The organism is Pantoea sp. Nvir (genome assembly GCF_009829915.1).
Lineage (GTDB): Bacteria > Pseudomonadota > Gammaproteobacteria > Enterobacterales > Enterobacteriaceae > Pantoea.
On the sequence record NZ_SZZW01000001.1, the window covers coordinates 192,130 to 218,612 of the forward strand.

Below are 26,483 nucleotides of genomic sequence, written 5' to 3' on the forward strand. Positions count from 1 at the left end.
TATATCAGAGGCAAAAAAATTATTTCATTAATAATAGCGTAGGTGCATGACACGCAGAGGTACAACAGAGTGGTCGAAAATAAAGGCTGAGTGTAAAAGAAAAAAAAGTTAATAAGCTTTCATTTTGTTTTTATCAATACATTAAAATCTAGTAATAAACACTATGTATTAAATACTTTCATAAAAGTAAATCTATTCTGCTTGAGTACACCACTGGCCATAACAGGACCATTACATCGTTTGCTTCTTAGTGCTACTAAAGTAGAAAGTATGCAGTATTTCAACATAGCAATACAGGTTAATTAGCTGCAGCTTTCATAGAATATCTGGAAAACCGCCAAAGTTTCATCGCTGACGTGATGTTCAATTCCTTCGGAATCACGACGAGCAATTTCTGGACTAATGCCTAGCGCAAGTAGAAAAGTTTCTACAATATGATGACGAACACGGCTTTCAGATGCTAATTTTTCGCCTGCTCCAGTAAGAAATATGCCGCGATAAGGTACTTGATCTACAAGTCCGGCACTAATGAGTTTCTTCAACATTTTGGCGACAGTAGGCTGTGAAACTCCTAAGCGTGCTGCCATATCAACTTGGCGTGCTTCACCAAATTCGCTGATTAAGTCTGATATCAACTCAACATAATCATCAATTAATTCGCGACGGTGCGCTTCGCGTACTTTTTGAAAGCCTTCGACATGTTTTTCAATATCTTTTAGGGCTCCTTGTAGAAGGGAGGTGCCGTTTTTAGAATAATGATTCATTTAGCTTCCTCTTTATTATTTCTTGTGCTCGCGCTATAATGCGCATTCACTGCGCTTATTACAAAATAAGCACACAGAAGCTCAAATTCTTCTTAAAATAATTTACTACGTGGTATATAGATTTTTCGCTTAGTTGAGAAACTTTAATAGGGTTACGCAATATAATATAAAGCTGATAAGCTCTATCATTATAAAGTATTACTAATATTTTTTCTTATTTATCAATTTGATTACCTTTTTCTACAATAGCACTGATTATGCGGTTCGTCATGATTAAAATGACACGCTGATTTGTTATAAATGTTTCTGGGTAGAAAACATCTCTCTATCCACAGTTTCAACCTTTAAAAGTTTTTCTACTAAGATATTACCTTCCTGTTTTCTCTGGTGTTGATAAAAAAATGCTAAGCAAAAAAATACAATGATTTTATGATGGTACAAATTCTACATCTCATGTGGTTCAATGTCTCTTTTTGTTATTTTTTTCTTATATGAAATATTTTGCTTTGTATAAAGAATCTTGTTTGCACTTTTAGGAAAATAACTTTCGATTCCTTATCTGTGGTTTAGGCCAGTTGCATAAAAACGGCCACGGAGGGCCGTTTTTATGCAACTGGCCTAAACAAATTAAAGCTTAGAAGCGGTAACCTATGCCAGCCATCCAAGTACTAACATCAATATTACGGATGCGACTTTGCTCGTAGCCTAAGTCTATAGCCAAGTTTTGAACTGGGTTAAACTGTAGACCGGCACCATAAGAAAAACCTAAGTCGCTATTACTGAATTTATGTCTAGAACGGTAAGTCATTCTTTCCTTCTGAAATTTACCATAGCCACCACCGACCACACCGTAAATGCTTACCCAATCATTAAAACGATAAACAGGACCAGTGGTCAAACTATAGTACTGATTTTTGTGATAGTAATGAGATGCAGACTTCCCTCTTTCAGTAAAGGTGAAAGAATTGCTCCAACCAAATGGTTCCAAGTTACCTTCGTAACGGTATTTCAAGTTTAAACCATTAGCTCTGTTAGCCATTCCATGATAGTCTGATTGAGCAAAGCCACCGGTGATTGTGCTCTGCGCCATTGCAGAACTTGACAAAATACAAGCCAATGCTGAAAGACATGCAATTTTTTTCATAAACACCTCAAATATAATAATACTTCTCTCATGACAATCTTAAAAATATCAAACTGGCAAGAAAGGTTGCCTAAAATTTGCCTAAAAATTGCCATACAATAGAACATTAGGTGTTACACAACGTCAATATTTTTTACTATCCTGTTAATTTTTTAATTAAAAACGATCTTACCCAACTCTTTTTAATTTTTAAAAGAAACTTTACAGTCAAGTCTACTTTTAACAAGTTAGACATTTGTTTACAAAAATATCATTAAGAAGATAATTCATCACTTGACATTGCTTCTCCTTGATCACTGTATCTTTATTACATTAATTGACACATTGTACATATGTTGATGACCAAGATACATTTACAAAATATCTTTCCCTCCCTTCAATAAATATTCGATGCCGATATTCCTTATTACCACTACTAGTAGTAGATAATATTAACTAAGCGTGGCTTCTCTCACTAGAGAAGCTCTTTTTTTTGCTAGCTACAACATTTATTACCGCACTACGTTCGGGATTCAGTAATCTTTTACTCTATTTTTTTAAAATCTGGCTACATATTCTTCATATGTGAGCCATATTAGCTGCATCGGCTATGATTTTTAGTATTTTTTTGTAAGCACATGCAGATCTTAAATCCTAAGAGAACAGCAAATACCAACTACCTTAATACACTGTACATTAAAAATGATTGAAGAAAAATCTTCTGAGAGGCCATTATTGAATAATATCTCAAAATATCATGAGTCTAGGACCTCTCCGTTTTTATAACCTGATTCACTCATTTAGAGATGTAAATATACCAAGAATACCGTCCATACTAAAGCCACCTCTTATGTTAGTAAGAAGCGCCTCCTAAAAAGGAAATTTTCAACATTTAAGATTAAATGTATTAATTTAGTGCACAATAAAAAAATTAGCACAGTTTTTCTTTATCTCCTTACCATAAAGCGGCCCCAACCTAGGCAGGCAACTCTTCTTCCAAATCGGAGCCAGAGCGCTTGTTATCTTCATTACTACAAGTAATCAAATGGATTAAGAACCACGGCAACATGTCTATTATAGACTACATGTTGCATTAAGCCTTGCTCAACAAACAATGATAACAAATTTATAATTTGCTATATGTAATTTCCGCCTTCCAAGAAAAATTAGAAGCCAATCGCAATATTGATTACACATTTTATCACTTGTTTATGGTACGCCCCTAGCACAAAGAACATCAATTACCGCATCTAGGTAACAAAACTGATTGTAGAAACGGTCACTCTTTAAACAACTACTAGACACCATTTACTTTTATAATCTCCATCAAACCTACTCGCTCTCTCCACAATAGGGTTTTCTATGAATTTTCTATAAAAGACCCTATTGATGGATGACGCGTACGGGTCTGAATCGATACTGATTGTTTCCGTTACACACACTTTAGTAAGTTATAATGCGTCATTAGTCTAATAATTAAAAATGTGATTTAGCCTTTATCATCATTATTGATACTTTTTATTATAGCTATAATCACCCGAGATGACCTTTTATGAAATTAATTACAGTGTTGATCTGTACAGTTTAAAAAAAAGAGAATTTAATTTCTTTTGATTACAGTTCTCTTACTATATTATGTATTATGAGTTCTAAGATAGTAGTGACTTCTTTTATCCTTGACAGTAAAAAAACTTGTTGAACAACATTGCAGCTAGTTACGAGCTTAGTGCATTGGAGATAATTTTCTAAAAGAGTAATATCAGGAAGATAGCATTCGTAAATTTTAGAAAACTGAGGGTTTCGGCATACTAAATATATTAAACGCTGAATCGGGAGGACAGCATCGTAGGTAAGGATGCGCCAAGTATTTTTACTGAAATAAAAAATCCATATCTATGCCATATTCTATGATAGTTAGGTAAAGCTTCAGAAAAATCTCTAGTTAAATCTGTTACACTATCGTCAAGTCTACAAAATTACCTGCTAATATTAACTTCAATAAGATACCAAAATTTAAAGGGAGAGGAATACGCTGATCGGTTATGTGACTAGAGCAGAAGTTGGTTTTGAATTAAAATATTTCACCTACCTGTGCCTAGCGCGAGTGATTAACGCACTAGGAATCACTAGAATTCCCCGAAATAATCTGTAAAAAAATGCTTTCAGTAAATACAAGTAGAGGTATTTCTGCCTTCAAATGCCTACCTGTCTATGTAGTCACCTAAACTTTCTAGCGCTTCTATCATATTGTTCATGAACTGGCGAAAAACTTTCTTCACAATACTTTTTTTCATTATAGCTATAGGTGGCACAGTAGGACTGTTATTGGTAGGCTACACTCTTGTTCTTTACTCATGCTGAGCTAGATGATTAAGCGGTTGAATATGTATTGAGATCACCGAGTTTACCTAATCCGGCTAATATTAATAAATAAAATAGTGAGTTACTCTGTAATGAGTACAGAATGTGCTACCAACGCTTTTATTTACAAATGTTGTTCAACGTATTAAATCAGTTGTATCGCTAATCGAGGAAACGGAAATCTAATATGGTCTTGAAGGATAAGTACATTCTATGCGGCTATAGAATGTTAATAATTAAGTAAATGAGGATAAATTAAAGTACTACGCCTAGTAAGATTTTAGGTACAGTTACCTGGTCACAAGTAGTATGATAATGCTAAATTGGTAGCATTAGCTGCAGTGATGTTTTGGGCTAGTATAGCATGATTTATAATCATCTCTTATTGTATAAATTGAGTACATGGGGCGGGGGTTACCGAGATGCTACTGTAGATAAAATCATCAATCAATAGAACTCTTCGTATATTACAGAATTTCTATTATATATTGCATCAATTATGCACTTACCATAGCACCCTAGAAAAATTGTACACATATGCCTAATGTACTATGCCAACTAGTTTGGTACCTTTCCGCATTCCTTATCATCTTTTAGATCCTCTATTAATAAGCTTAATATCAATATTAGTTAGGGACGCTCTTATACAGCGTCTTTGTACTATTGGAATTTTGAGATCCGCATACAAATACCAGTTAATAAACGTGTTTTTTAAAAACTATGCCAGTATCCATGCAATAATATACCTTTTAGGTAGGACTCCCTACTAAGGATAAGTCACGATTATTTGAAATCTTTTTTTAAAACGAATACCATATATTATATCTGGTAATTCAAATAACAGCACCGATAACCAAATATCTAGTTATCTATAATCTATGAAAAACCTCTAAAATGAGGCAGATTATAAAAAATTAATTTTTCTATTTTATATAGAATTCAAGTCTATTATATAATATATTTAACATGGGAATATGAGTGGCCCAACTATATAATAGAACAATCCTTTTATTGTCGATGACCATTTGTGACATCTAACCCGCTATTTTACAGACGAAAGACATTTAACCAGCACGATGGGTGCTGGTATTCCAGTACCGAATTACCCAGCGCGTAATAAATGCGAATACTACCGCTGCGACTAGCCATATGATCTGTTTCAGATGATCATCTAGCTTATGTATCCAAAACATCATCATACCGTCTGCAAAGTAGCCCAGAGCCACAAATGTTATAGCCCAGATTACAGCGCCGACAATATTAAGTATAAAAAATTTCATTGGCTTCAGGTGACTTGCACCAATAATAATTGGACCAATGATACGGAAGCCGTACATGAAGCGAACACCAATAACAAATGAACTAGGATAACGCTGGATTAGCCGGTTAGCTTTCATAAGCTTATCACGGTGCTTTTTCATTTTGAGAAAAATTTTTGTGCCGTAGCGCCGTCCAATCCAGTAAAGAAGTTGATCACCGATAATGCCGCCTCCCATCGCTGCCAGTACTACACCCCCAAAATTTAGTAGCCCTTCATTCGCTGCTACACCACCCAGCAGAGTAAAAGTCTCACCTTCAGCAATACAGCCGATGAGCATAGCTAAATATCCGTATTTCTCAATTAATAGATTTATATCTAAATGCAAAATTAAACTCCTCTATTCTGCATGCGGTATCTACATTTTATACTTCTTAGACCTATACTTCAGGTATTAAAATCTAACATAAATATTTTTGTCGATTGCAAGCGTACTATCCACAAATGTAAAAACTCTGCTTAAAGACTAGTTTACATTGGTAAGGTACTCTTCTGCATATACAAGATAATGTTATAAAACATATTAAAGATTTTACGAAGAATTCAAATATATAAAAAAAGCACTGTATCAAGTAAAATAATAAAGTAGTGTACGGTACTATTGTAAATCCATTTTTACTGATAACAGAATCCTAGTTATTTTAGTCTATTGGCATAGCTAGTTATGATAGAATATAATAAGCATTAGATTAGATATAATCTAACTAGACATTAGACAGTATTGTCTCGTTACATGAGGATAGTTTGTATATTCTTTTCTAGCATCCGTATAATCTTTTCTACATTTGTTTTATGGACAATGCACTCTTTTTTTAATTCTAGCTATTTAGCGGGTAACAAATTGTCCATAAAACAATAGTTACGTCAGCACGATGGATATCTACCTGAAATATCGTTAGGTTTCGCGGAAAGCGTTTTTTCAGTTATCAAAGCCATGACTTATGTTCTGCAACACTAACTTTCTTGTGTAAAATACCGATAACGGAGTCACTTACCTGACTAAACAAATAAGTCATATGATTATCATTAATAATGACAGGTAACACCTTTAGTATAGTATATTAAAAAACATAAAAACTTGACAAATGGCAATTAATATCCGCAGTTATATTATAGTAATACTAGTTTTTAACAAAACCAATCTCAGGCATACTTCAACAACTAACTCGACGATAATTGCATGCATTCCTATAGTTTCACAATATATTTATCCTAAATAATGCGCGAATCTATGATTATTCAAATCAAATCCGTGCTGGAATAGTAATCTTATGTTGAACTTACGCTTCTTTTCCTTGCTGTTAATGCTACTAGCGATAGTAGCCCTCTTCTCCTCGTATAATTTAACAAACGCTGATACACAAAACTCAGACGTGGTGTTCAAAGTAAATGAGGTGATTGAATTGACAAAAATGCAGAAGATTCTCGACAAAATTAAATATCAAGTTTTGCAAAAGATTAATGAAGACCAAATGATTCATCTGAAAGATATGGCACTGGAGCTTGTGGATAAATCCAATGCTCTCGCCACGTCCCTGCAGCTGAAACTTCAGCAACTCGACTCACAGCTAACAGTGCTAGGTCCTGAAACTATAGTAGATGGTGTGGTGAAAGAAACGCCAGAAGTAACCCGTAAACGCCACTTCTTGAAGAATCAAAAAAGTACACTAGATAGTCAAATCAAACAGGTGGAAGGGATTAAATATGGCGCAATGATGTGCTCATCACAGATTAGCACCCTGCACCACAATTTAATGAAAACCCAATTAGCTTTTAACTCTGGCAGTATTTTCAGCGCTAGATTTTGGGCACCGCTGTTTATGAAAAAGGATATCGATAAAAAAAAGATCGACGATTTCTTACATGCTTTAAAAGATACCGCTACGCTGTCATGGGAATCAGATTCCTGGTTCAGCACTATCGCTTGGTTGCTAGGGGCTCTGTTAGTAATGATTCTGGGATGCGGTTACAGCGAAGATTTTGTCACCTGGATTAGTATTCACAAAATTCCTGCGGGACATCTGCGCCGTAGTTTTCTGGCATCAGCCATTGTACTGACCAACCTCACATCAGTAGTGCTAACCGTAAACTTCATTGCACTAGCGTTAGTTCGCCACGACAAAGTATCCAATAATGTGCAAAATTTTGTGAGCAGCTTATTAAATCTTAGCTTTTTCTGCGGCATGATTGTTGGTCTGGGACGCGCCTTTCTATCTATGCGGAGGCCAAGCTGGCGTCTACCTGCTATTTCAAATGAAATGGCTATAGCATTGAAGCCTTTTCCATTAATTACAGCGGTGCTGATATTTATCATTCAGACGATAGAGTACTTTAACTACATTGCAGGGACTAGTTTTAGTAGTACTATATTTACTAATGGCCTGACGGCTTTATTGATCGGGAGTACCGCGCTGGTAATTATCATACGCACTAACCGAGTGCAACGCTGCGTAGTGCACGAAGAAAACACTCCGACACCCTCAACATTAATAGGGATCATTCAAATGGCGCTGATACTAACGACGGTCGTCATTCTAATGTCACTGACTATTGGTTATGTCACCTTCGCGCGCTACCTAAGTTATGAAATGATTTGGTGCGGCATCATGTTTGGCTCTTTTTATTTCCTTAGTCATTTATTTAATGACGTCTGTAAAATTTTTTTTTCTATCAATAGTTTTACAGGCAAATGGCTGCATCATTCTCTAAATATTCACGAGCGCCATCTCCAACAGGCAGAAACATTGCTAGTAGCGCTGGGTAAAACCATGTTAATTAGCTTTGTAGCTCTAGTGTTATTAACAACAGGTACCTTCTCTTCTTTAAATCCGATAGAAGTGCTTCAGAAAGCAATTGATTTTTGGTGCGGCAAAGGTCTGGAATCATTAAATATTATTCCTGTAAACATGGTTAATGCTTTTATCACTCTCGTGGTAGGTATATATGTGCTGCGTAGTGTGTGTCGCTGGCTCGACAGTAATTTTTTACCAAAAACCACCATGGATACTGGCATCCGCGTGTCTTTCGTGACTCTTTTCAGCAATATTGGCTATGTGCTAGTGATTTTACTGACACTCTCTATAATCGGAATTCAATGGAATAAGCTGGCATGGATTGTCAGCGCGCTGTCAGTCGGTATTGGTTTTGGTTTACAGGAAATTGTAAAGAATTTTATTTCCGGTCTAATACTACTAACTGAACGACCAATAAATGTCGGAGATTTGGTTACTATCAGCGGAATTAAGGGGGATATACATCGCATCAATGTACGTGCTACCGAAATTCGGCTGAGTGATAAATCAACGGTCATTGTCCCAAACTCGCAATTTATTTCTCAGAATGTGCGTAACGTTACCATGGGTAATGCACAGGGAATAGTAACTATTATGTTGACCTTCCCGCTAAATATTGATCCGGTGATTGTGCGCAATCTATTGCTGAAGGTCTATAAAGAAAATCATCATATTCTTGATATACCAGAGCCATCGGTTTCATTTAAAGCTCTAACGTCTCAGGGCATCATGATTAGTATAACCGGCAATGTCGTTAGCCAGCGCCACATTTCAGTTGCTAAGAGCGATCTGTTGTTTGAGATTCTAATGCGTATGCGTAAAGAGGGAATTGTGTTATCAACGCCACAGAATACGTTCATTGAATGACGTTAATATTTACTGGAATAGTCAATGAATCTATAATCTTAAGACAGAAAAATGTTTCTGAGAGGAATGGGATCTGATTCGAAAAATTGTTTAATATATTAATATCTCGCTAACCCTAAAAATGCTGTCTCAACTTCGAAAATCACTTTTCTTGAGGAAAAGTACACCCGTCTAACTTTTCCATTTACCAGGGTCTGGTATTAGATAAAAGTTATAACGAGGATTAGGTGTGTTATGAAAAATTGCTAGATGTGCGGATAAAGTGACAAAAAAAGGTGCTAATATATCGCTAATATTATAAAACTTGGCAAAGCCAACCAGGAATTAATAATTGCCTTCCTCAGGATAAAAACAGTAATTTTCCAATGCTAAATATTGCCTACTATCACAAAGATATCTTTGTGATAGTCTCTGATCTTATTCTTTATCAGTTTACATAAAGTGCTAAAGCTGACGAAATAAATCGAGATTAATGTAGCATTATGTTACATCCATTATAATGACATAATATTTATTAATATTTAAGATTTATTTAAAAGAATTTATCTAATGTAATAAATTTACTCTGTTTTACTATCTTACTTTCTCTGTAAGTCGTGCTAGCTAAAGAGATGAAGAGCTGCTGTCTCATGAACACGCAATCGCGCGATGATTTTGTCAGCTATTTTTTCATCCAAATAAAGTTGAATGAGAAAATTGACTAGCCAGACTGAGTCTGATTAGGCTGGACAAATCAAAAGAAGTAGTTCGTGTAATTATTCATAAAAGTCAAGTTGGCACAACTTTCAACACTATGATGAGGCAACAAAATACCTGTAACATACAGACGCACGGTTAGGAGGTGGAGACGGCATGGTGGGAAACAGGTAGGTAAGCCTCTGGTCATTGTGCTCATAAATAGTATGATGACCTCTTACTCTGCTCGATGAAGATTAGATAGGATCTGTACTGGTGGAAACTTGAAGTAGTACGGAGGACTATAAAACTATTGCCGATGTACTGTGCAGTGACTATAATGTGTCAGGGAAACTACCTATAACTTCTCATTTCAGTAGGTCATATTTCATTTATTACAATCATTTATCGACTGCATACCCTTAAAAATTGTCTAAAATTAAACATACATTCAATGACTATCATGTAATGAAAGGACCCTTCTATTCTTTCTGTTCTTGACTGCACTATATTAAATTCAATATCTCCCCAGTCAAAATGTCTTGAAAAACCAGACTAAGAAAAGAAATGGTAGAAGCGAGCTTAACACTCACCGATATCGGTGATATGCGCTAGAGAGCCACCAGTGTAATTGCATCTTAATTATCTAAATATCTCTATGAGCCGTCCCGAACACGAACTGCAAAAAATATTGCAATGCACATAACTTAGCAAAAATATTAATCTCCATGCCGTATTTTAAATAAAGATATGACAACTAAGATGACCCTTTCTCTTACATTCATATACCACTCGATAAAATTATAAAACGCCAGATGCACAACTCAAAACTATCGCATACTCCTTCCTAGATGAGCGATACGTCTTCAATATGGGTGCACTGAAGCTCTTGACTATTGCAGATTAAAGAAAGTATTTTACCTGCTAGTAAAATCCTCCCCACTTACGGTATAAATAACCATCATCACCAGATGAAATTACTAGTAGGAATATGTCTATCTTGATATCGGGAATTAAGCTACGAAAAATCAAACTTTTGAATCTTTCCGGCTAAGCCGGTTCACTTATAGATAAGCACTAGTAATGATATTAGTAATCGATAAAACCGGATATTAATGCGGTATACCTAGCCAATAAATATAACAAAGTACTTTTTCATACCCGCTTATTCATTCATTAATGAATTACTTTACACCGTAAAAATTAAACTAGTTAGTATAATAATATGATGCTTAACTACAATACTCTCTCCTAACGGCTTAACGGACTCAGAAGGAACCTTCGATGCCTATGAATTGTAGGCGTACTTAACACACACTGGATAATACTTCGCAAGAATGACTCCATTTTAGTTTAATTAGCGATATTTTTTACACTCTTAAATTGATGAGTAAAGTACCTTTATATAAACCCAACGACTGCCTACATAAATAGGGGAATTAATATAATCTGTTATTTAGAATCTATAATAAACGTAAGAGATTAATAAATGATAATTGCAATACTGCATATCACTCTGACTGGTATATTTTCAATAAATTTATTAAGTTTTAATAAAAAGTTATAAAATATGAAAATGATTAGTGCGTTTATTTTAATAGTTCTATTGCTTTCTATATCTATGCAATCGCCCTTCGCAATAGTGTATCCCTTACCAGCAGCCACCAGTCGTCTAGTTGGACAAAATATTGAGATTATCGTCCCACAAGACAGTAAACTACCGCAGGAGTCTTTTGCAACGCAGTACCAGATGGGAATCAGCAATATGCTAGAAGCTAACCCCGGTATAGATGTTTACTTACCTCAGGCAGGTAAAAAAATGATTATCCCGCAGCAGTTGATTCTACCTGATACACCGCGCAAAGGGATTATCATTAACAATGCAGAGATGCGTCTCTACTACTATCCGAAAGGTACTAAAACCGTTGTAGTACTGCCAATCGGCATTGGAAAGTTAGGCAAAGACACCCCCATTAATTGGACAACTTCTGTGAAAAGCAAAAAAGCCCGTCCGACCTGGACTCCTACCAAAGCAATGCACTTAGAATATGCAGCGCGCGGTGAGAATCTTCCTAAGGTTTTCCCATCTGGTCCAGATAACCCAATGGGTCTTTATTCGCTCTATCTCGGTCACCTTTATGCTATCCATGGGACTAACGCTAATTTCGGCATTGGTCTACGTGTCAGCCATGGTTGCGTGCGTCTACGTACCTATGATATTAAATGGCTCTTTGAGAACGTGCCGATTGGCACGCGTGTACAGTTTATTGACCAACCTGTGAAAGCAACTGTAGAGCCGAACGGGTTGCGCTATATTGAAGTGCATAGCCCACTTTCTACTAATAAAGAGCAATTTAATTCGCGTGAACTAGTGCCAATTACACTCCCTTCCTCCGTCATCCAAGTGATTACCGATGCTAGCGTTAGCCAAGGTAAGGTGAATACTGCGATTCAGAACCGTACTGGTATCTCTACTAAAATTAACTGAGTTGTAAACAAGGTACAAATCGCATAGCACAAAGGTAAAAGAAGGCATCACAAGCAGCTAACTAAAATTAAAAATGATAACGCATCAAAATACTAAGTTATTGATCAAATATCATGCCGCTCGATTCTGTCAGCAACAGAAACTTTTCCGCTAGAAACGAAATCAGCTCATCAGCTATGGCTAAAAAATAAAATAGGAATTGGTAATAGAAGTATAAAAACAGATTATGGTTTTCTATCCACCCCCCGGATGTACCAAGCAATGGACAATGAAGCCGTAACGTGGGATGGTATAAGACAAGGCTTAAATTACTATCCTTTCATTAAAACTATATAGATAAAACTTCAGTACTGTTAGTCTATTGTGATCATGGCAGTATGGTATATTAAGTCGATCAATAAATTCGCTAACCGTACATGGTAAAATTGCACTAGAAGATTAGCATGGCTCATACATTAAGTCTAGAAACCTTAAAACTCATCTTATGAGTTATTTACAACCGCGATTTTAATTAAATGCTGTGTGATAATTGAAACATCTAATAAAATATTGCTGTAGTGTAAAATTCTATATTAACCATCTACATTTGACTACATCTAACAAGATAATCATTAGTTAACTCTAGGGCTAAATAGCGGATACTATAAGGATAGAATGTAATATAAGGTTTATCTTTAAGTTTGGAAAACTTACTCGTGTATTCTTTCATTTGAAAATAAAACCGCGCAAAATATCTGCGCGGGGGAAAATGAGCAGAAACTGTATAAAAGTTCGTAAACCTGAACAGCACCATCTCAATAAAATTAAAATAATATACTAAAGTGATTTGAATTAGCGACGATTCCCTAAAATTCGTAACAACGCCAGAAACAAATTTATAAAATCGAGATAGAGCTTTAATGCGCCCATAATCGAATATCGGCGTAACGACGCATGATCAACCATATCAATTTGATCGCCCATCTGGCGTAGTTGCTGAGTGTCATAAGCCGTTAGCCCTACGAATACTATTACGCTAATGTAGGTAATCATCCACATTAACATCGTACTTTTCATCCAGAAGTTGACCATTGACGCTAATAAAATACCTACAAGAGCCATAAATAGCAGGTTGCTAAAGCGGCTTATATCACGCTTAGTAGTATAGCCATAGACGCTCATCACACCGAACATACCAGCGGTCACTAAAAAGGTACTGGCTATAGAACTATAGGTATAGGTGAGAAATACGCTCGCCATAGTCAGGCCAGTCAACCCCGAATGAAGCATAAACAAACTAGTAGCTAATGTGCTGCTCAGGCGATGCACTAAACCAGATAACACAAACACCACTGCTAACTGTGCAATGATGAGACAAAAAAATGTCATTCGATTAGAGAAAATAAAAAACATAATACGTTCATTATTAGCCGCATACCAAGAGACGAAGGCAGTCAGCAGCAACCCACAGGTCATCCAGCCATAAACCTGGGCCATAAATGTCTGCAAATCACTGGTTGCATTCTGCACTAAAGAACCATTACGTGGATATCGATCCATGATGCACCTCATTTTGATAAAAATGTTAGTGGTCCCGAAGGACATTTCTAATGTGTAGCATAGCATAACTCAACTATGCTACATAATACGCATTATTGATGCAATCAACCTTGTTGATTGCAGAGGTTGACACGCTACGCGAACCCTAATAATAGGTAAGTTACAGGTAATTTTTCAGCCTTACGGCTTAATATTGAGCAACCATCCCAAACAGGGCCTGACAATCGGATATTTTTTCACAAAAGTGAATACTTACTTTCGTAAAATACTATAACTGCATCTACTACTACCGGTGTCCTTATCTAAATTGCTCCGCATAAGTATAAATTATTCTCGAAGTATTAGCCCACAGTTTAAAAAGTCCGCGAAAAGATAAAGAAACTTATAGCCATCCGCTGAACGGCCAAGAAAAGATCTCTAACCTACGATAGACACTTTTATAACAGGCGAAGACTTTACACATTTTTAGATCTCGAAATAAGAACTTTCCACATATTTGTAGGGAGAGCTGAAAGGTCATCTACACCGAGTGGATAGTATGTATTCGATGACAGTTTTCTGAACAGAATCTGCCCAATCAATAGATTCATATCATCATCAATAAAATAATCTTAAGATAGTCAATAATTATTTCTTGACAATTGCTTTATTAAGCAGAACCCCGTACCTTTCCTGTTAGGAGATCTTATTGGTAGTGTTGCAAGTCGTTCACACCAAAACTGGAAATAAACAATCTTCATCGCACGACTCCAATTTCATCACCTTTGTGATTGCGGACAGGCTAGGCTTTTAACTAAATGTAAGGCAATATTCGTATGTGCTACTGAGTTTTTTATCAAAAATTCTCAATCTTAATTATGGGCTCAAATTCCATTATATAAAAAGAAATAATGTGTAAAAGATTTGAGGCAACGAAGCTGAAGCTATACTTATAGTAGTAGTTGCTGCGTAAATAATACTCTTACTCATTCCGGGTTCCCCTAGTACGCCTTACTCAGTAATAATTAAAATCTTTCTACCATGTGCCAATATACTTAACAGCTAGATGGAGTAATTACTATACATTGACGACATTATTTATCTAATGAGCTACAACGGTAACATAAAAACTGACGCGCGGCTAACTGACAATTGTCAGATAGCCGTAATAGCAGAGTAATCTCCCCCAATAGTATCAGCGAGGTGTTCAGCTATGATGTGTCTGCAAGGATTTAATAAGATTGACTCCCAAAGCTATTTGTTCTTATAGTTGTTGTCACAGGCGTTAACCCAATAATCTCCCTTTTGTTCCGTCGCCTCATACTTCCACAGTGGTACACGGGTTTTTAAGTAATCCATAATAAATTCTGCAGCAGCAAATGCACTACAACGGTGTACGCTAGTCACGCCTACGAAGACTATCTCATCACCTGGGAAAAGCTTACCAGTGCGGTGAATCACACTAACATGCCCAAGAGGCCAGCGGCGGCGTGCTTCATCGACAATTTCCTGTAGAACTTTTTCCGCCATGCCTGGATAGTACTCTAGTGTCAACGCAGTGATGCTACTCCCTAAATTATGATTACGAACCTTCCCGGTAAAGGTCACCACCGCACCATCTTCATGTGATGTAGAGAGCCAGTTGTACTCGTTAGCCATGCTGAACGGCATAACTCCAATACGGATCTACGTTGCCATTTTAGCCTCCCGTTACCGGAGGAAAAAACGCCACTTCGTCACCCATTTTTAAGGAGTGTGACATCGGCACCAGTGTCTGATTAACAGCGGTAAGCAATTTGCCAGAGGAGAGTGCAAGCGCCCAGCGATCGCCTTTTTTCACCAGTGCCTTGTGCAGTGTTGCTACGTCGGCAAAATCATCGGACATTACTAGTGCGTTAATACCGACCAATTCTCGTATCTGTGCGAAAAACAATATCTTAATCATAGTTTACACCTAAAAGTTGTATTACTTTAAGTATTGTATTTTTTATTTTACACTCTTACTATCATGGATTATCATCGTTTGTATATGTTCACTAGCAAGCCAATGTAAAATATTAATCTTAATAAAGCAGTGCCCTCGCTAAGGAGGGCGTAAGAACACCGCAAGATTAAGATATGTTCGCGGCGGCATGTAGATAGTTCCGAAGATACAGTTTTTTGGTATCGTATCAATTAAAAAAAGTCAGTATTACTAAGGCAAATATAATTAATTTACGCAAAAATTTTCACATGCCTTACTCCTGAGTTTATCTGCCAAAGAAATTTCTACATCATATATTGATGTCTCCCTCGTGTATTAAAGTCCTCTGCTTTTTTCTAAGCTAGGTATAAATACGCCCATGCTATTGGTTATTTCAGTAGCAAGAAAATTACGTATTAGTATATATCATCGCTAAATAGATAAAAGTAGAGACCAAAAAATATGTACCAAATTACGTAGTAGTTACTTACTTTTATCTATCATAAAAGTCGCTTTAATATGATAAGGACTTCCTTGACTAGATTTAGGTGTTCTCGATTCAACTGTGATTTTAGACACCCATGGATGCAGCTGGGGATGGAGCGTGAACACGGTGGTAAAAATATCTGAACACAATTTACTATTATTTTGTGATCTCCTGTATGTCTGATGAGATCAAGCATATTACAACGCAAGATGTATCCAATATTATGTACAAAAGAAAGATCCGCTTATACATAACTTCAATCTATTACTGTAGGTAATAAGTGCTTGCGCATAAAAAAGAAAATTACATATATCTGGCTTCAACAGAAGCAGACAATATAATCGACATACGTACAAATATGTTATTAAATTTTAATATATTACATATTTCCAAATATTGGAGAGATACGAGCATTACTTTCTTCACCTTAGCAGCAGCGTATCAGTTATTACTATACATCCCCTATATTTCGACTTAGACATTCAGGCTCGTGTTTATATAGCCCAATGTAGCCAATATTACCAACCCATGATAGCACGGAATTTAGTTTCACCATATTTTTATAGAAATAGCAATTCGTTCGCTGCAGCTGAAGCGCAATGTTCGTTAACAGTAGGTTTTAAAGAGGAAATATGAATCGAACTTTGTCAGACCTTGATTGCGTGGTGGCACTAGGCGGCGGACATGGTCTGGGGCGTGTGATGTCAGCGCTATCGCCTCTAGGATCGCGCTTAACTGGTATTGTCACCACAACAGATAACGGCGGCTCTACCGGGCGTATCCGGCGATCAGAAGGCGGCATTGCCTGGGGAGACATGCGCAACTGCATCAACCAACTGATTACTGAACCCAGCATCGCCTCAGCGATGTTTGAATATCGTTTTGCCGGAAATGGTGAGCTTTCAGGACATAACCTAGGAAATCTGATGCTTAAGGCCCTTGATCACCTGAGCGTACGGCCGCTTGAGGCTATCAATATCATACGTAATCTACTAAAAGTAGAAGCTTTTTTGATTCCGATGTCAGAGCAGCCTGTAGATCTGGTAGCATTAGATAATGAGGGAACCATAGTTTATGGAGAAACTGCTATTGATGCTATGTCTCTACCACCTCAAGAATTAATGCTTTCCCCTAATGTCATGCCGACGGATGAAGCTCTGAATGCAATCGATGAAGCGGATCTGATCCTTATCGGTCCAGGAAGTTTTTATACTAGTCTAATGCCTTGCTTGCTGATAGGGGATTTAGCGTGCGCGCTACGCCGTACACATGCCCCCATGATTTTTATTGGCAACCTAGGACGCGAACTCAGCCCTGCTGCAGCCAATATGACAGTAGCGGACAAATTATTGATGATGGAAAAACATATTGGTAAGCAGGTCATTGACGCACTAGTGGTCAGCCCTTTTGCCGATACATCCGGTGTAGAAAAGCGTTTAATTGTGCGCGAACCGCTGGAAGCAGTAGATATTCTTTATCGTCACGACCGCCAGCTACTACGCGTAGCGCTAGAGCATGCTATTCAGCTCATTGTTAGTTAGCTATCCTTCTCTATGAAATTCTGATAAACAGCTCACGTAGTTCGTGCAGTTTATCGCGTAAGTTAGCCGCTTCTTCGAACTGCAGATTCTGTGCGCGCTGTTGCATCTGGGTCTCCAGTTGATGGATCTTCATCTGTAATTCCTGTGACGTCAGCTGCTCATAGCTTGTATTAACCTTAGCAGTCCTGCTAAGAGCATCTTTAGATTTATTGCGTGTTTTTATTACTTTATGACTTAACTCGAGGATATCGGTGATCTTTTTTTTAAGGCCCTGTGGCACAATACTATGTTCCTCATTGTACCTCTGTTGCTTTTCGCGTCGGCGCTCAGTCTCTTCAATGGCACGTGCCATTGAAGAGGTAATTCTGTCAGCATAGAGAATGGCCTTGCCATTTACATTACGCGCGGCTCGGCCAATAGTCTGGATCAATGAACGCTCAGAGCGCAGGAAACCCTCTTTATCTGCATCCAGAATCGCCACGAGCGATATTTCCGGTATGTCTAGTCCTTCGCGCAGTAGGTTAATCCCCACTAGTACGTTAAATGCTCCGAGACGTAGATCACGGATAATCTCCATACGTTCTAAGGTATTAATATCGGAATGCAAGTAACGCACCTTTTCACCGTTCTCCTCCAGATAATCAGTTAAATCTTCCGCCATGCGTTTGGTCAGCGTGGTCACCAGTACGTACTCGTTGATAATTACGCGCTGACGGATCTCTGACAGGAGGTCATCTAATTGCGTTGCTACAGGACGTATCTCCAGCAGCGGATCAAGTAGCCCGGTTGGACGCACCACCTGATCGATTATTTGACTGCCTGATTTCTCTAGCTCATAGTTGCCCGGTGTTGCCGAAACATAGATTGTCTGCGGAGATAATAATTCAAACTCTTCAAACCTAAGTGGTCGGTTATCCATAGCAGAAGGTAAGCGGAACCCATAATCTACTAGAGTCTCTTTACGCGCACGATCGCCTTTATACATGCCGTTAATTTGCGGTATAGTAGCATGGGATTCATCAACGATAAGCAGTCCGTCAGCAGGTAGATAGTCAAACAGCGTTGGCGGAGGCTGACCTTCCTCTCGCCCGGAAAGATAGCGAGAGTAGTTTTCGATACCAGAACAGTATCCTAGCTCTTGCATCATCTCCAGATCGAACTGTGTACGCTGAGTGAGGCGCTGCTCTTCTATTAATTTATTATTACTTAGTAGCACCTTACGACGATTCAGAAGTTCCTCTTTAATATCCTGTACTGCCTGTAAAATGCGTTCACGCGGCATCACATAGTTCGTTTTTGGATAAATGGTATAGCGCGGTACGGTGGATACAATTTTTCCAGTTAGCGGATCGAACAGTGATAGCCGCTCTACTTCCTCATCAAATAATTCAACGCGCAGCGCTAGATCCCCCGATTCTGCAGGAAAGATATCTATAACTTCTCCCCGTACCCGAAAGGTTCCATGTTGGAACGTCTGGTCATTACGCGTATACTGCAGCTCCGCCAAACGCCGCACAATACTGCGCTGATCGATAATCATGCTGTGGGTCAGATGTAACATCATTTTCAAATAGAGTTCCGGGTCGCCCAGACCATAAATTGCTGAAACAGAGGCAACTACGATAACGTCACGACGCTCTAGTAAAGATTTAGTCGCTGATAGGCGCATCTGCTCAATATGTTTGTTCACTGATGTGTCTTTTTCAATAAAGGTATCAGAACTTGGCACATAAGCTTCAGGCTGATAGTAATCGTAATAGGAAACGAAGAACTCTACTGCGTTATTGGGGAAAAAATCTTTCATCTCGCCATAAAGCTGTGCTGCTAGGGTTTTATTCGGTGCTAACACCAAAGTAGGACGGTTAAGATCAGCTATAACGTTAGCTATGGTAAAAGTCTTACCTGAACCTGTTACACCTAACAGCGTCTGATGGGTAAGACCATCTTCCAGCCCTTCTTTGAGACGAAGAATGGCTTCTGGTTGATCACCCGAAGGTTTAAAGGCGGAATTTAGTTTAAAGATTTTACTCATGACTGACAGTTCCTGCTTATCGGGTAACCGATGTATTGTACTCTGCCATGGCGCATTTGCTAGAAATTCATATTGAATAAATAACCAGGAAGGCAGGACCTTCTGCTACAAAGAAATGCAATGACAGGATATTTTTTCATTACATTATATTATCCATAGTAACAATAGATACCTGAATATAACTTTTATACGTAGGTCCTGTAGATAATTTCCCAATTAAATTTCGCGATAAACCAAGTGATTAGCTAACACTTTAAGGACATTGCTATATGTTACACTGTCGCGTTCATTCATAAATGACTCAATATAAATAATACAACAAGTTACTTTATTAAGCTGTGTATCTTCACAATTGTGAAACATATATCTCCTAGATAATGGACAAATCTAGAGTTCTGCAAGCAGTGACTAGTATTCAATACCATTTAAGCTCGGTAAATTATTACAATTTTTTATGGATGGAAACACACAAAAAAATTATATTACCGTCACTGTCGATAACTCGTTTTCTAAAAGTTAAATATCAGTAGTGTTTTTAAAAAAATCTGACAGAAGAGATTCAAATACTAATTTGATTTACGGCATACATGTTTTATATGGTCAGGCGACAAAAAATATTTTGCATAGTAGGTTTGTTAACATAACACCTGTACTAGTTCCAGAAATCATCCAATGATAGAAGTATACTGGTTACTGTATTTATTATTTAATAAATATTAAGGACTAGATCAGTAAGTTAGCTAAAGAAAGTGATTGGTAATCTGGTCCACCATCTATTTCGTATGGCTAAGATACAAATTTAAGGCAGTTTAGTTGAAGGTAATATTAAAAAAATACTTCAGCTAAGTTATTCTTAGCTTGGTAATATCATAAATTGTCCGCAGTCCACGCGCTGTGCTGCATTAAACAACAAGGGATTTCACCAAGAAATAGAGCAGAAATGCGCTGTTTCAGTATCGAAATATAGGATAAATGGTATTTGTCCGGCGACTCTTCGATATCGTTGGCAATCCAACCTGCCAATCGCAAGCCACACACCTGTACTGCATCCGCGGTAAAAGTTGCGTGATTTATTATGTAGCCTAACCTGACTCCAACCACTAGGAGAACAGGCAGTTGCTCTTACATCACCCACTCGGAGTATGTTTGTGTATCTAATAGCGGCGTACATTGACCACCTGAGCCTTCCACAAGAATCCGCTCCGCCTGTTTTTCCGGGGAGTGCAGTCCTTGGGACATAATGTTAAAACGATCGATCTGTCATACTTGACGAACGCCATTGGCGCAAGCAGGTAGCTTGTATTGATTGAGCAACAGCTACGCGCGATGAGTTACTGCCTCTCCGCTTGTCACCTCAAGTAGTGGATATACGCTTCCTAGGGCGCTATTGGCGTAGTAGAAACTCGTCAACCTGTTAATATGTTAGTATTACAGCATTTTTTTGTTGAGCATGGTGTCTGGATCCTTTCTTTTAGGAATCTGACCTACTTTATGCCGACTTATATCATTAAACCCGAAGCGCTACACAAACTGAAACAAGCGATTACTGAAGTGTTGATTCATGAGATACATTTTAATGCTTGACAAGTGTTAACTATTAACAGGTACTTTGTTATTAGATAATAATGTTCTTACAATAAATAGTTTCTAACAATCGAGGATATGTTGTGCGTATATTCAGCAACGACTTTAAAGATGGAGATAAGATGCCAAAACGTCAAGTATTCAATGGAATGGGCTACCAGGGCGATAATATCTCTCCGCATCTTGCTTGGGAGAATGCTCCCCAGGACACAAAAAGTTTTGTGGTAACATGCTACGACCCTGATGCACCAACCGGTTCCGGTTGGTGGCACTGGGTCGTAGTTAATATTCCAGCGAGTACTAGATTTCTGGAACAAGGTACAGGCTCAGGTATGGCCATACTACCCCCTGGCGCACTGCAGACACGTACCGATTTTGGCATGTCAGGGTATGGTGGTGCAGCTCCACCTAAAGGCGAAAGTCACCGATATATTTTTAGCGTACATGCGCTAGATGTAGAGAAGATTGAGGTGGATGCTGGAGCTAGCGGAGCAATGGTAGGCTTTAACGTGCATTATCATGCACTGGCGCATGCCAGTATTACAGTGAACTATGTATGATAACAAGGAAAGTTAGTCGCCCCATACATAAATTCGCTAAGCTCTAATCCTTAGCACAGAAGGAGATAAACGACTTTGATTATGATATTTATGTGGAAAAATACTTCTAATATTCAACTGCTCAAGCATATATATATAGTGTACTAGAGAAATTATGTGTAATAAAGAGAGATACCTGGTTAACAACGTAGATATTCATTCCAGAATTTCATGTTAAGATTATAAACATCTTACTCCATTTAGCTAGAATTGTAGTATCATGTAAGCTTACAGTTTTTCTTCTTTATCATTTTTTAATTCTGGGGAATTATTTTCTCCATCTATCCTCTAGTTAAATAAAACTAATATGGCCACCTATGGGGGAATTACTGTTCTTTTTCCTTAATAGGATGCTGTGGCTGTATTAGCCCGCAGTGATCTGTTGACTTAGTCTAGTTTATGAATAACCACCCATATTGGACCTTGCCCTACTGCATAGCGTCCCAATGGTGTTAGCAGCCCTTGACGATCATTGATACGGTATACTACAATGTGGTGCGAATTTTGCCCCGCTGCTACTAAATAGCGACCGCTGTTATCAATACTAAAGCCGCGAGGTTGGTTTTCCGTAGGCTGATAGCCTTCAATGGTCATCAAGCCGCTATCTTCACGAATGCTGAACACGGTAATAATGCTGCTAGTGCGATCGCATGCATAAAGAAAATGGCCATTGGGCGTTATGTGAATATCTGAAGCCCAGCGTTTCTCATTGGAATCAGGCTTCATCATATCCATAGACTGCACATGTTCTACTTCACCGTGCGCATTATTTAACACCCATAAATCGACAGTACTATTTAACTCATTTACGCAATATGCATAACTACCATTGGGATGAAACGTGATATGGCGCGGGCCAGCGCCTTCTAACGTCATTACCTGTGCATGTGGTACCAGTTTACCGTCGGTACTCAGAGAGTAGAGGTAGATACGGTCTTGCTTCAATGCTGTTACGAACAGCATTTGGTTAGAGTAATCAATATTAGCAAAGTGACAACCATCCAGATCGTGGATCACCTGAGTTGGTGACCGCGGTAGCCCGTCTTTTCCGATCGGGCTGATGCTAATGCAGGCGTTATTGTAGGAGCTACAAAAAAGATAGTGGCCTGTACGATCGGTGGAAATATAAGTAGGGCTGCCCGGTAGTGGGGCTTTACCTGCTTCTTTTAGAGTACCGTCTGCAGCAATACGGAATGCTAGCACACGAAAGTTTGGACGTACACCGATATACAGAAAATCTTTCTTCGGGCTCACCACCATAGGCTGGATATGGCCGGAGACTTCCATCACTTGTAATAGAGAAAGTACACCATCCTCCCTTAACTGCCAAATATGAATCTGCTTGCTCTCGGGACTAGAGATATAAACGACTTGTTTCATGCATTATCCTTGTTCACTTCATGGAAAAATTAGACTACGGTATGCTGGAATTATTTTTTCGCTACTTTATTTTTCAAAGCTGTGTTGAGTAAATATTATAAATTCGACACCTGATATTCATTTAAGACAGTATGAGTCATGAATGAGCTGGTTAGAGTAATTCTGCTATACCGAGTAGTTTAGAGGATATCCTTACCTTTATACGATAACAAAGACATAACAGTATTAGAAAATGCTCTGGTTAAGTGAAGTAATCTAGCCAACTGATTGTTGCAATTCTAATCTTCTTGTATTACCAAACTTCTCTAATAAAGGTATAGCTATACCTTTATTAAAAGACTACTAATATAGGAAAGGGAACTTTTTCAAAAAAGAAAGAATACTTATGCTCATACCCAATGCAAAATAAGCGCTTGTAGCTCCTTCCTGACATAGATATACCCCTACCAAGGGGTCATGAATGTGATATGTCGACTGCTTGTTGTCTAGTGCCAGTGCACTCATAGATTAATTGTACTATACTAAGGTTACAGGTTGCCGCTGATAATCTTGATGAACTATGTTTTGCTTACTTGACTTACATGGAACACATCTCTAGCCGTTAACCTAATGATATACATGCCCTATAAGGGGCAGGATAGTAATTATAAATACTAGTTATAAACAACACTGAAACCAAAAAGAGTTATAAAGGGTTGTGTTGTACCGACATAGTGCACCACGATCATTGCGCATATTTCCGATTCGCACCTAATAGTGTGAGGGGAATGAACTTATAGGCATTTTTTACAAAAGTGCCTACGTCAGAATATACATAAGAGGAACTAGCAGTCAGATAACATGCTAGTGGGACACGGTGTTACCAGCGCAATAGGTCTTTATGTTGGGAAGAACACTACGACTATACTACGGTCGGTGGCTGATCTAGCTGCTACAATGTCTAAAGCATACCAACAGAAATCCTTTCAACTATCTACAAGATTCGGAGCCTCCTCCCAACAAGGTAATGGTACACGATGATAAAGCAGCACCACATTATTCGCAAAACGTGATGAGAGCTAAGTACACATATTAGAATTAGATTCTCATAATTAATGAGATACATGGTAATTTGATCGGAGAATCTTACTCCTAAATGTACGAGTAATGCGAGATCACCGTAACGACGCTCACTGCGATAATAGAAAATTGTTCAGGCTGACATTGACGAGCGCGGTGGCGTGTACCTGGCTAAAGGCGGGTTCATAGAATGTGTGCTTGCCTTTGATATGGTGGATCCGATGAAATCTGTAATATCAAACATAGTAAGAAGCTCAAAGAGGCCTTTTTTTGTCTGTACCGCTTTAAAAGAAAATGAATAGTTTTGAAAAAATACCCATTCATTAACATAAGTCTGAGGGGCAACCACGGCTTATTATTATAATTCTATATAATATCAAAATTATAATAGAGTTATAGAATAAGAGTGACTGAGCTTTTAGGGGGGGCAAGTTGTTGATGGGAACACTGGTGTATAAAAAGCGATATATCGAATAAGAATTCTCTCTAACCCTTTTTGATAGCTTATACTATAAGTCCGACAATACTTGATACTTATCGATTAGCTACTAGTCTACAATTGACAAGGACTGTCTAATGAATTTAACAATTTATGTCTACCTCAATCTAGAAGGACATAATGGCGATATGAACCAATCTCGCTTACAATTACTGGCTAAGGAATCCCTGCGAGTTGATGAGGGCCCTAACATACATGATGATTTGCTCAAAATGTAGGCACCATCTTCGATTTGCGTAAAACGGATTATCCTAGTCGATAAAGACTTAGCGACGTTAAATGGTACGATCATATTCCTCTACTCAATAGTACCGAAGGCATTATAAATGCTAACTTGATTTCTAGAACGTCGTGCTCAACAAAAAGTTTTTAATCAATTAGTCTAATTGTCCTGAATAATTGTAAACATCGGACTGACAGTAAAGAAAAGAGAACAGCCTGTTGGTGACAGGCTGTTCTTATACACCGTAATGATATGTAAAACAACAAAGTTTATTGTTTTGTATATAGGTTTAGTATATAAACTTATGCAGATTTATTTTCTTCTATGTGGCCACGGCCACGAGCTATCCATGAGGGGTTAATTACACTAATATTAACTAATATTTAAGGAGTGAAATATGAACGTAACTAAACTTGTTCTGATTCGCCACGGCGAAAGCCAGTGGAACCAAGAAAACCGCTTTACTGGATGGTATGATGTAGATCTGTCTGATAAAGGTCATACTGAAGCTAAAGTAGCAGGTCAACTTTTGAAAAAAAAAGGTTTTTCATTTGATTTTGCTTACACTTCCGTGCTGAAACGTGCCATTCACACTCTGTGGCACGTTCTTGATGAACTGGATCAAGCTTGGCTACCGGTAGAAAAATCTTGGCGTCTAAACGAACGTCACTACGGTGCCCTACAGGGTCTCAATAAAGTGGAAACCGCAATTAAATATGGCAACGAACAGGTAAAACAGTGGCGTCGTGGCTTCTCTTTTAATCCACCCGAGTTAGATCGCAGTGACAAGCGTTTCCCTAGCCACGATCCGCGTTATATGAAGCTGAGCGCAGAACAATTGCCTACTACTGAAAATTTAGCATTGACCATTAATCGTGTTATCCCTTATTGGAACGAGAGCATTCTCCCACGCATTAAAAGCGATGAAAAAGTGATCATCGTTGCACATGGCAACTCATTGCGCGCTCTTGTGAAATATCTTGACAATATGAGTGAAGATGAAATTCTAGAGCTGAATATCCCGACTGGAGTACCATTGGTGTATGAGTTCGACAAAAATTTCAAAGCCATTAAACATTACTACTTGGGCGATTCTAAAGAGATTATAGCAAGAGCTGCAGCAGTTGCCAATCAAGGTAAAGCGAAGTGAGCTTCTGTTAAAATTTAAAGTGCTATCAAAATATACATCTTCTCTAGAAAATTATATTAT

The 26,483-nt window shown here is 38.0% G+C and carries 13 protein-coding genes and 1 pseudogene; 5 read left to right on the top strand and 9 right to left on the bottom strand.

Translation table 11 applies throughout. The annotated features are described in order from the left end of the window. Positions 1-302: 302 nt before the first annotated feature. From mntR to FD729_RS00725, 3 genes are all read right to left on the bottom strand, one after another. Entirely contained in the window at positions 303-764 is a 462-nt protein-coding gene (gene mntR, locus FD729_RS00715) for a manganese-binding transcriptional regulator MntR (RefSeq protein WP_159931386.1), read from the bottom strand. A 634-nt stretch (positions 765-1,398) separates the two neighbouring features. Next, the gene (gene ompX, locus FD729_RS00720; RefSeq protein WP_159931387.1) at positions 1,399-1,908 is read right to left on the bottom strand and encodes an outer membrane protein OmpX; all 510 of its coding nucleotides are present in this window, start codon (positions 1,906-1,908) and stop codon (positions 1,399-1,401) included. 3,404 nt (positions 1,909-5,312) lie between these two features. Then, positions 5,313-5,894 carry a DedA family protein gene (locus tag FD729_RS00725; RefSeq protein WP_159931388.1) on the bottom strand — a complete coding sequence of 194 codons (582 nt, stop codon included), beginning with the start codon at positions 5,892-5,894 and terminating at the stop codon, positions 5,313-5,315. A gap of 943 nt (positions 5,895-6,837) precedes the next feature. On the opposite strand from FD729_RS00725, the gene FD729_RS00730 reads away from it, so the two are divergent. Beyond that, positions 6,838-9,225, top strand: coding sequence for a mechanosensitive ion channel domain-containing protein (locus FD729_RS00730; RefSeq protein ID WP_159931389.1), 2,388 nt, complete (start codon positions 6,838-6,840; stop codon positions 9,223-9,225). A 2,245-nt stretch (positions 9,226-11,470) separates the two neighbouring features. After that, positions 11,471-12,385 (top strand): annotated as a pseudogene (locus FD729_RS00735) (L,D-transpeptidase family protein); the annotation flags it as partial. 834 nt (positions 12,386-13,219) lie between these two features. Here FD729_RS00735 and FD729_RS00740 read toward each other — a convergent pair. The 3 genes from FD729_RS00740 to moaD all read right to left on the bottom strand — a co-directional run bounded on the left by FD729_RS00740 (position 13,220) and on the right by moaD (position 15,851). After that, a complete protein-coding gene (locus tag FD729_RS00740; protein WP_159931391.1) occupies positions 13,220-13,927 on the bottom strand; it encodes a Bax inhibitor-1/YccA family protein in 708 nt (235 codons plus the stop codon). A 1,233-nt stretch (positions 13,928-15,160) separates the two neighbouring features. Beyond that, complete coding sequence (moaE, locus tag FD729_RS00745) at positions 15,161-15,592, bottom strand: molybdopterin synthase catalytic subunit MoaE (protein ID WP_304622072.1); 432 nt, start codon at positions 15,590-15,592, stop codon at positions 15,161-15,163. A gap of 13 nt (positions 15,593-15,605) precedes the next feature. Then, a complete protein-coding gene (gene moaD / locus FD729_RS00750; protein WP_159931392.1) occupies positions 15,606-15,851 on the bottom strand; it encodes a molybdopterin synthase sulfur carrier subunit in 246 nt (81 codons plus the stop codon). 1,137 nt (positions 15,852-16,988) lie between these two features. On the opposite strand from moaD, the gene yvcK reads away from it, so the two are divergent. Then, positions 16,989-17,897, top strand: a complete 909-nt coding sequence (gene yvcK, locus FD729_RS00755) for a uridine diphosphate-N-acetylglucosamine-binding protein YvcK (RefSeq protein ID WP_159931393.1) — start codon at positions 16,989-16,991, stop codon at positions 17,895-17,897. Between the two features lie 10 nt (positions 17,898-17,907). On the opposite strand, the gene uvrB is transcribed toward yvcK, so the two are convergent. Both uvrB and FD729_RS00765 read right to left on the bottom strand, forming a co-directional pair. Beyond that, entirely contained in the window at positions 17,908-19,929 is a 2,022-nt protein-coding gene (gene uvrB / locus FD729_RS00760) for an excinuclease ABC subunit UvrB (protein WP_159931394.1), read from the bottom strand. An 867-nt stretch (positions 19,930-20,796) separates the two neighbouring features. Further along, positions 20,797-20,958: a hypothetical protein gene (locus FD729_RS00765; RefSeq protein WP_159931395.1), complete on the bottom strand. Its 162-nt coding sequence runs from the start codon at positions 20,956-20,958 to the stop codon at positions 20,797-20,799. Positions 20,959-21,596: 638 nt separating this feature from the next. On the opposite strand from FD729_RS00765, the gene FD729_RS00770 reads away from it, so the two are divergent. Beyond that, positions 21,597-22,073 (top strand): kinase inhibitor, encoded by a 477-nt coding sequence (locus tag FD729_RS00770; RefSeq protein WP_159931396.1) that lies wholly within the window; start codon positions 21,597-21,599, stop codon positions 22,071-22,073. Between the two features lie 426 nt (positions 22,074-22,499). Here FD729_RS00770 and pgl read toward each other — a convergent pair whose 3' ends face one another. Further along, positions 22,500-23,492: a 6-phosphogluconolactonase gene (gene pgl, locus FD729_RS00775; RefSeq protein ID WP_159931397.1), complete on the bottom strand. Its 993-nt coding sequence runs from the start codon at positions 23,490-23,492 to the stop codon at positions 22,500-22,502. 2,178 nt (positions 23,493-25,670) lie between these two features. On the opposite strand from pgl, the gene gpmA reads away from it, so the two are divergent. Next, positions 25,671-26,423, top strand: a complete 753-nt coding sequence (gpmA, locus tag FD729_RS00780) for a 2,3-diphosphoglycerate-dependent phosphoglycerate mutase (RefSeq protein WP_159931398.1) — start codon at positions 25,671-25,673, stop codon at positions 26,421-26,423. Positions 26,424-26,483: the final 60 nt, after the last annotated feature.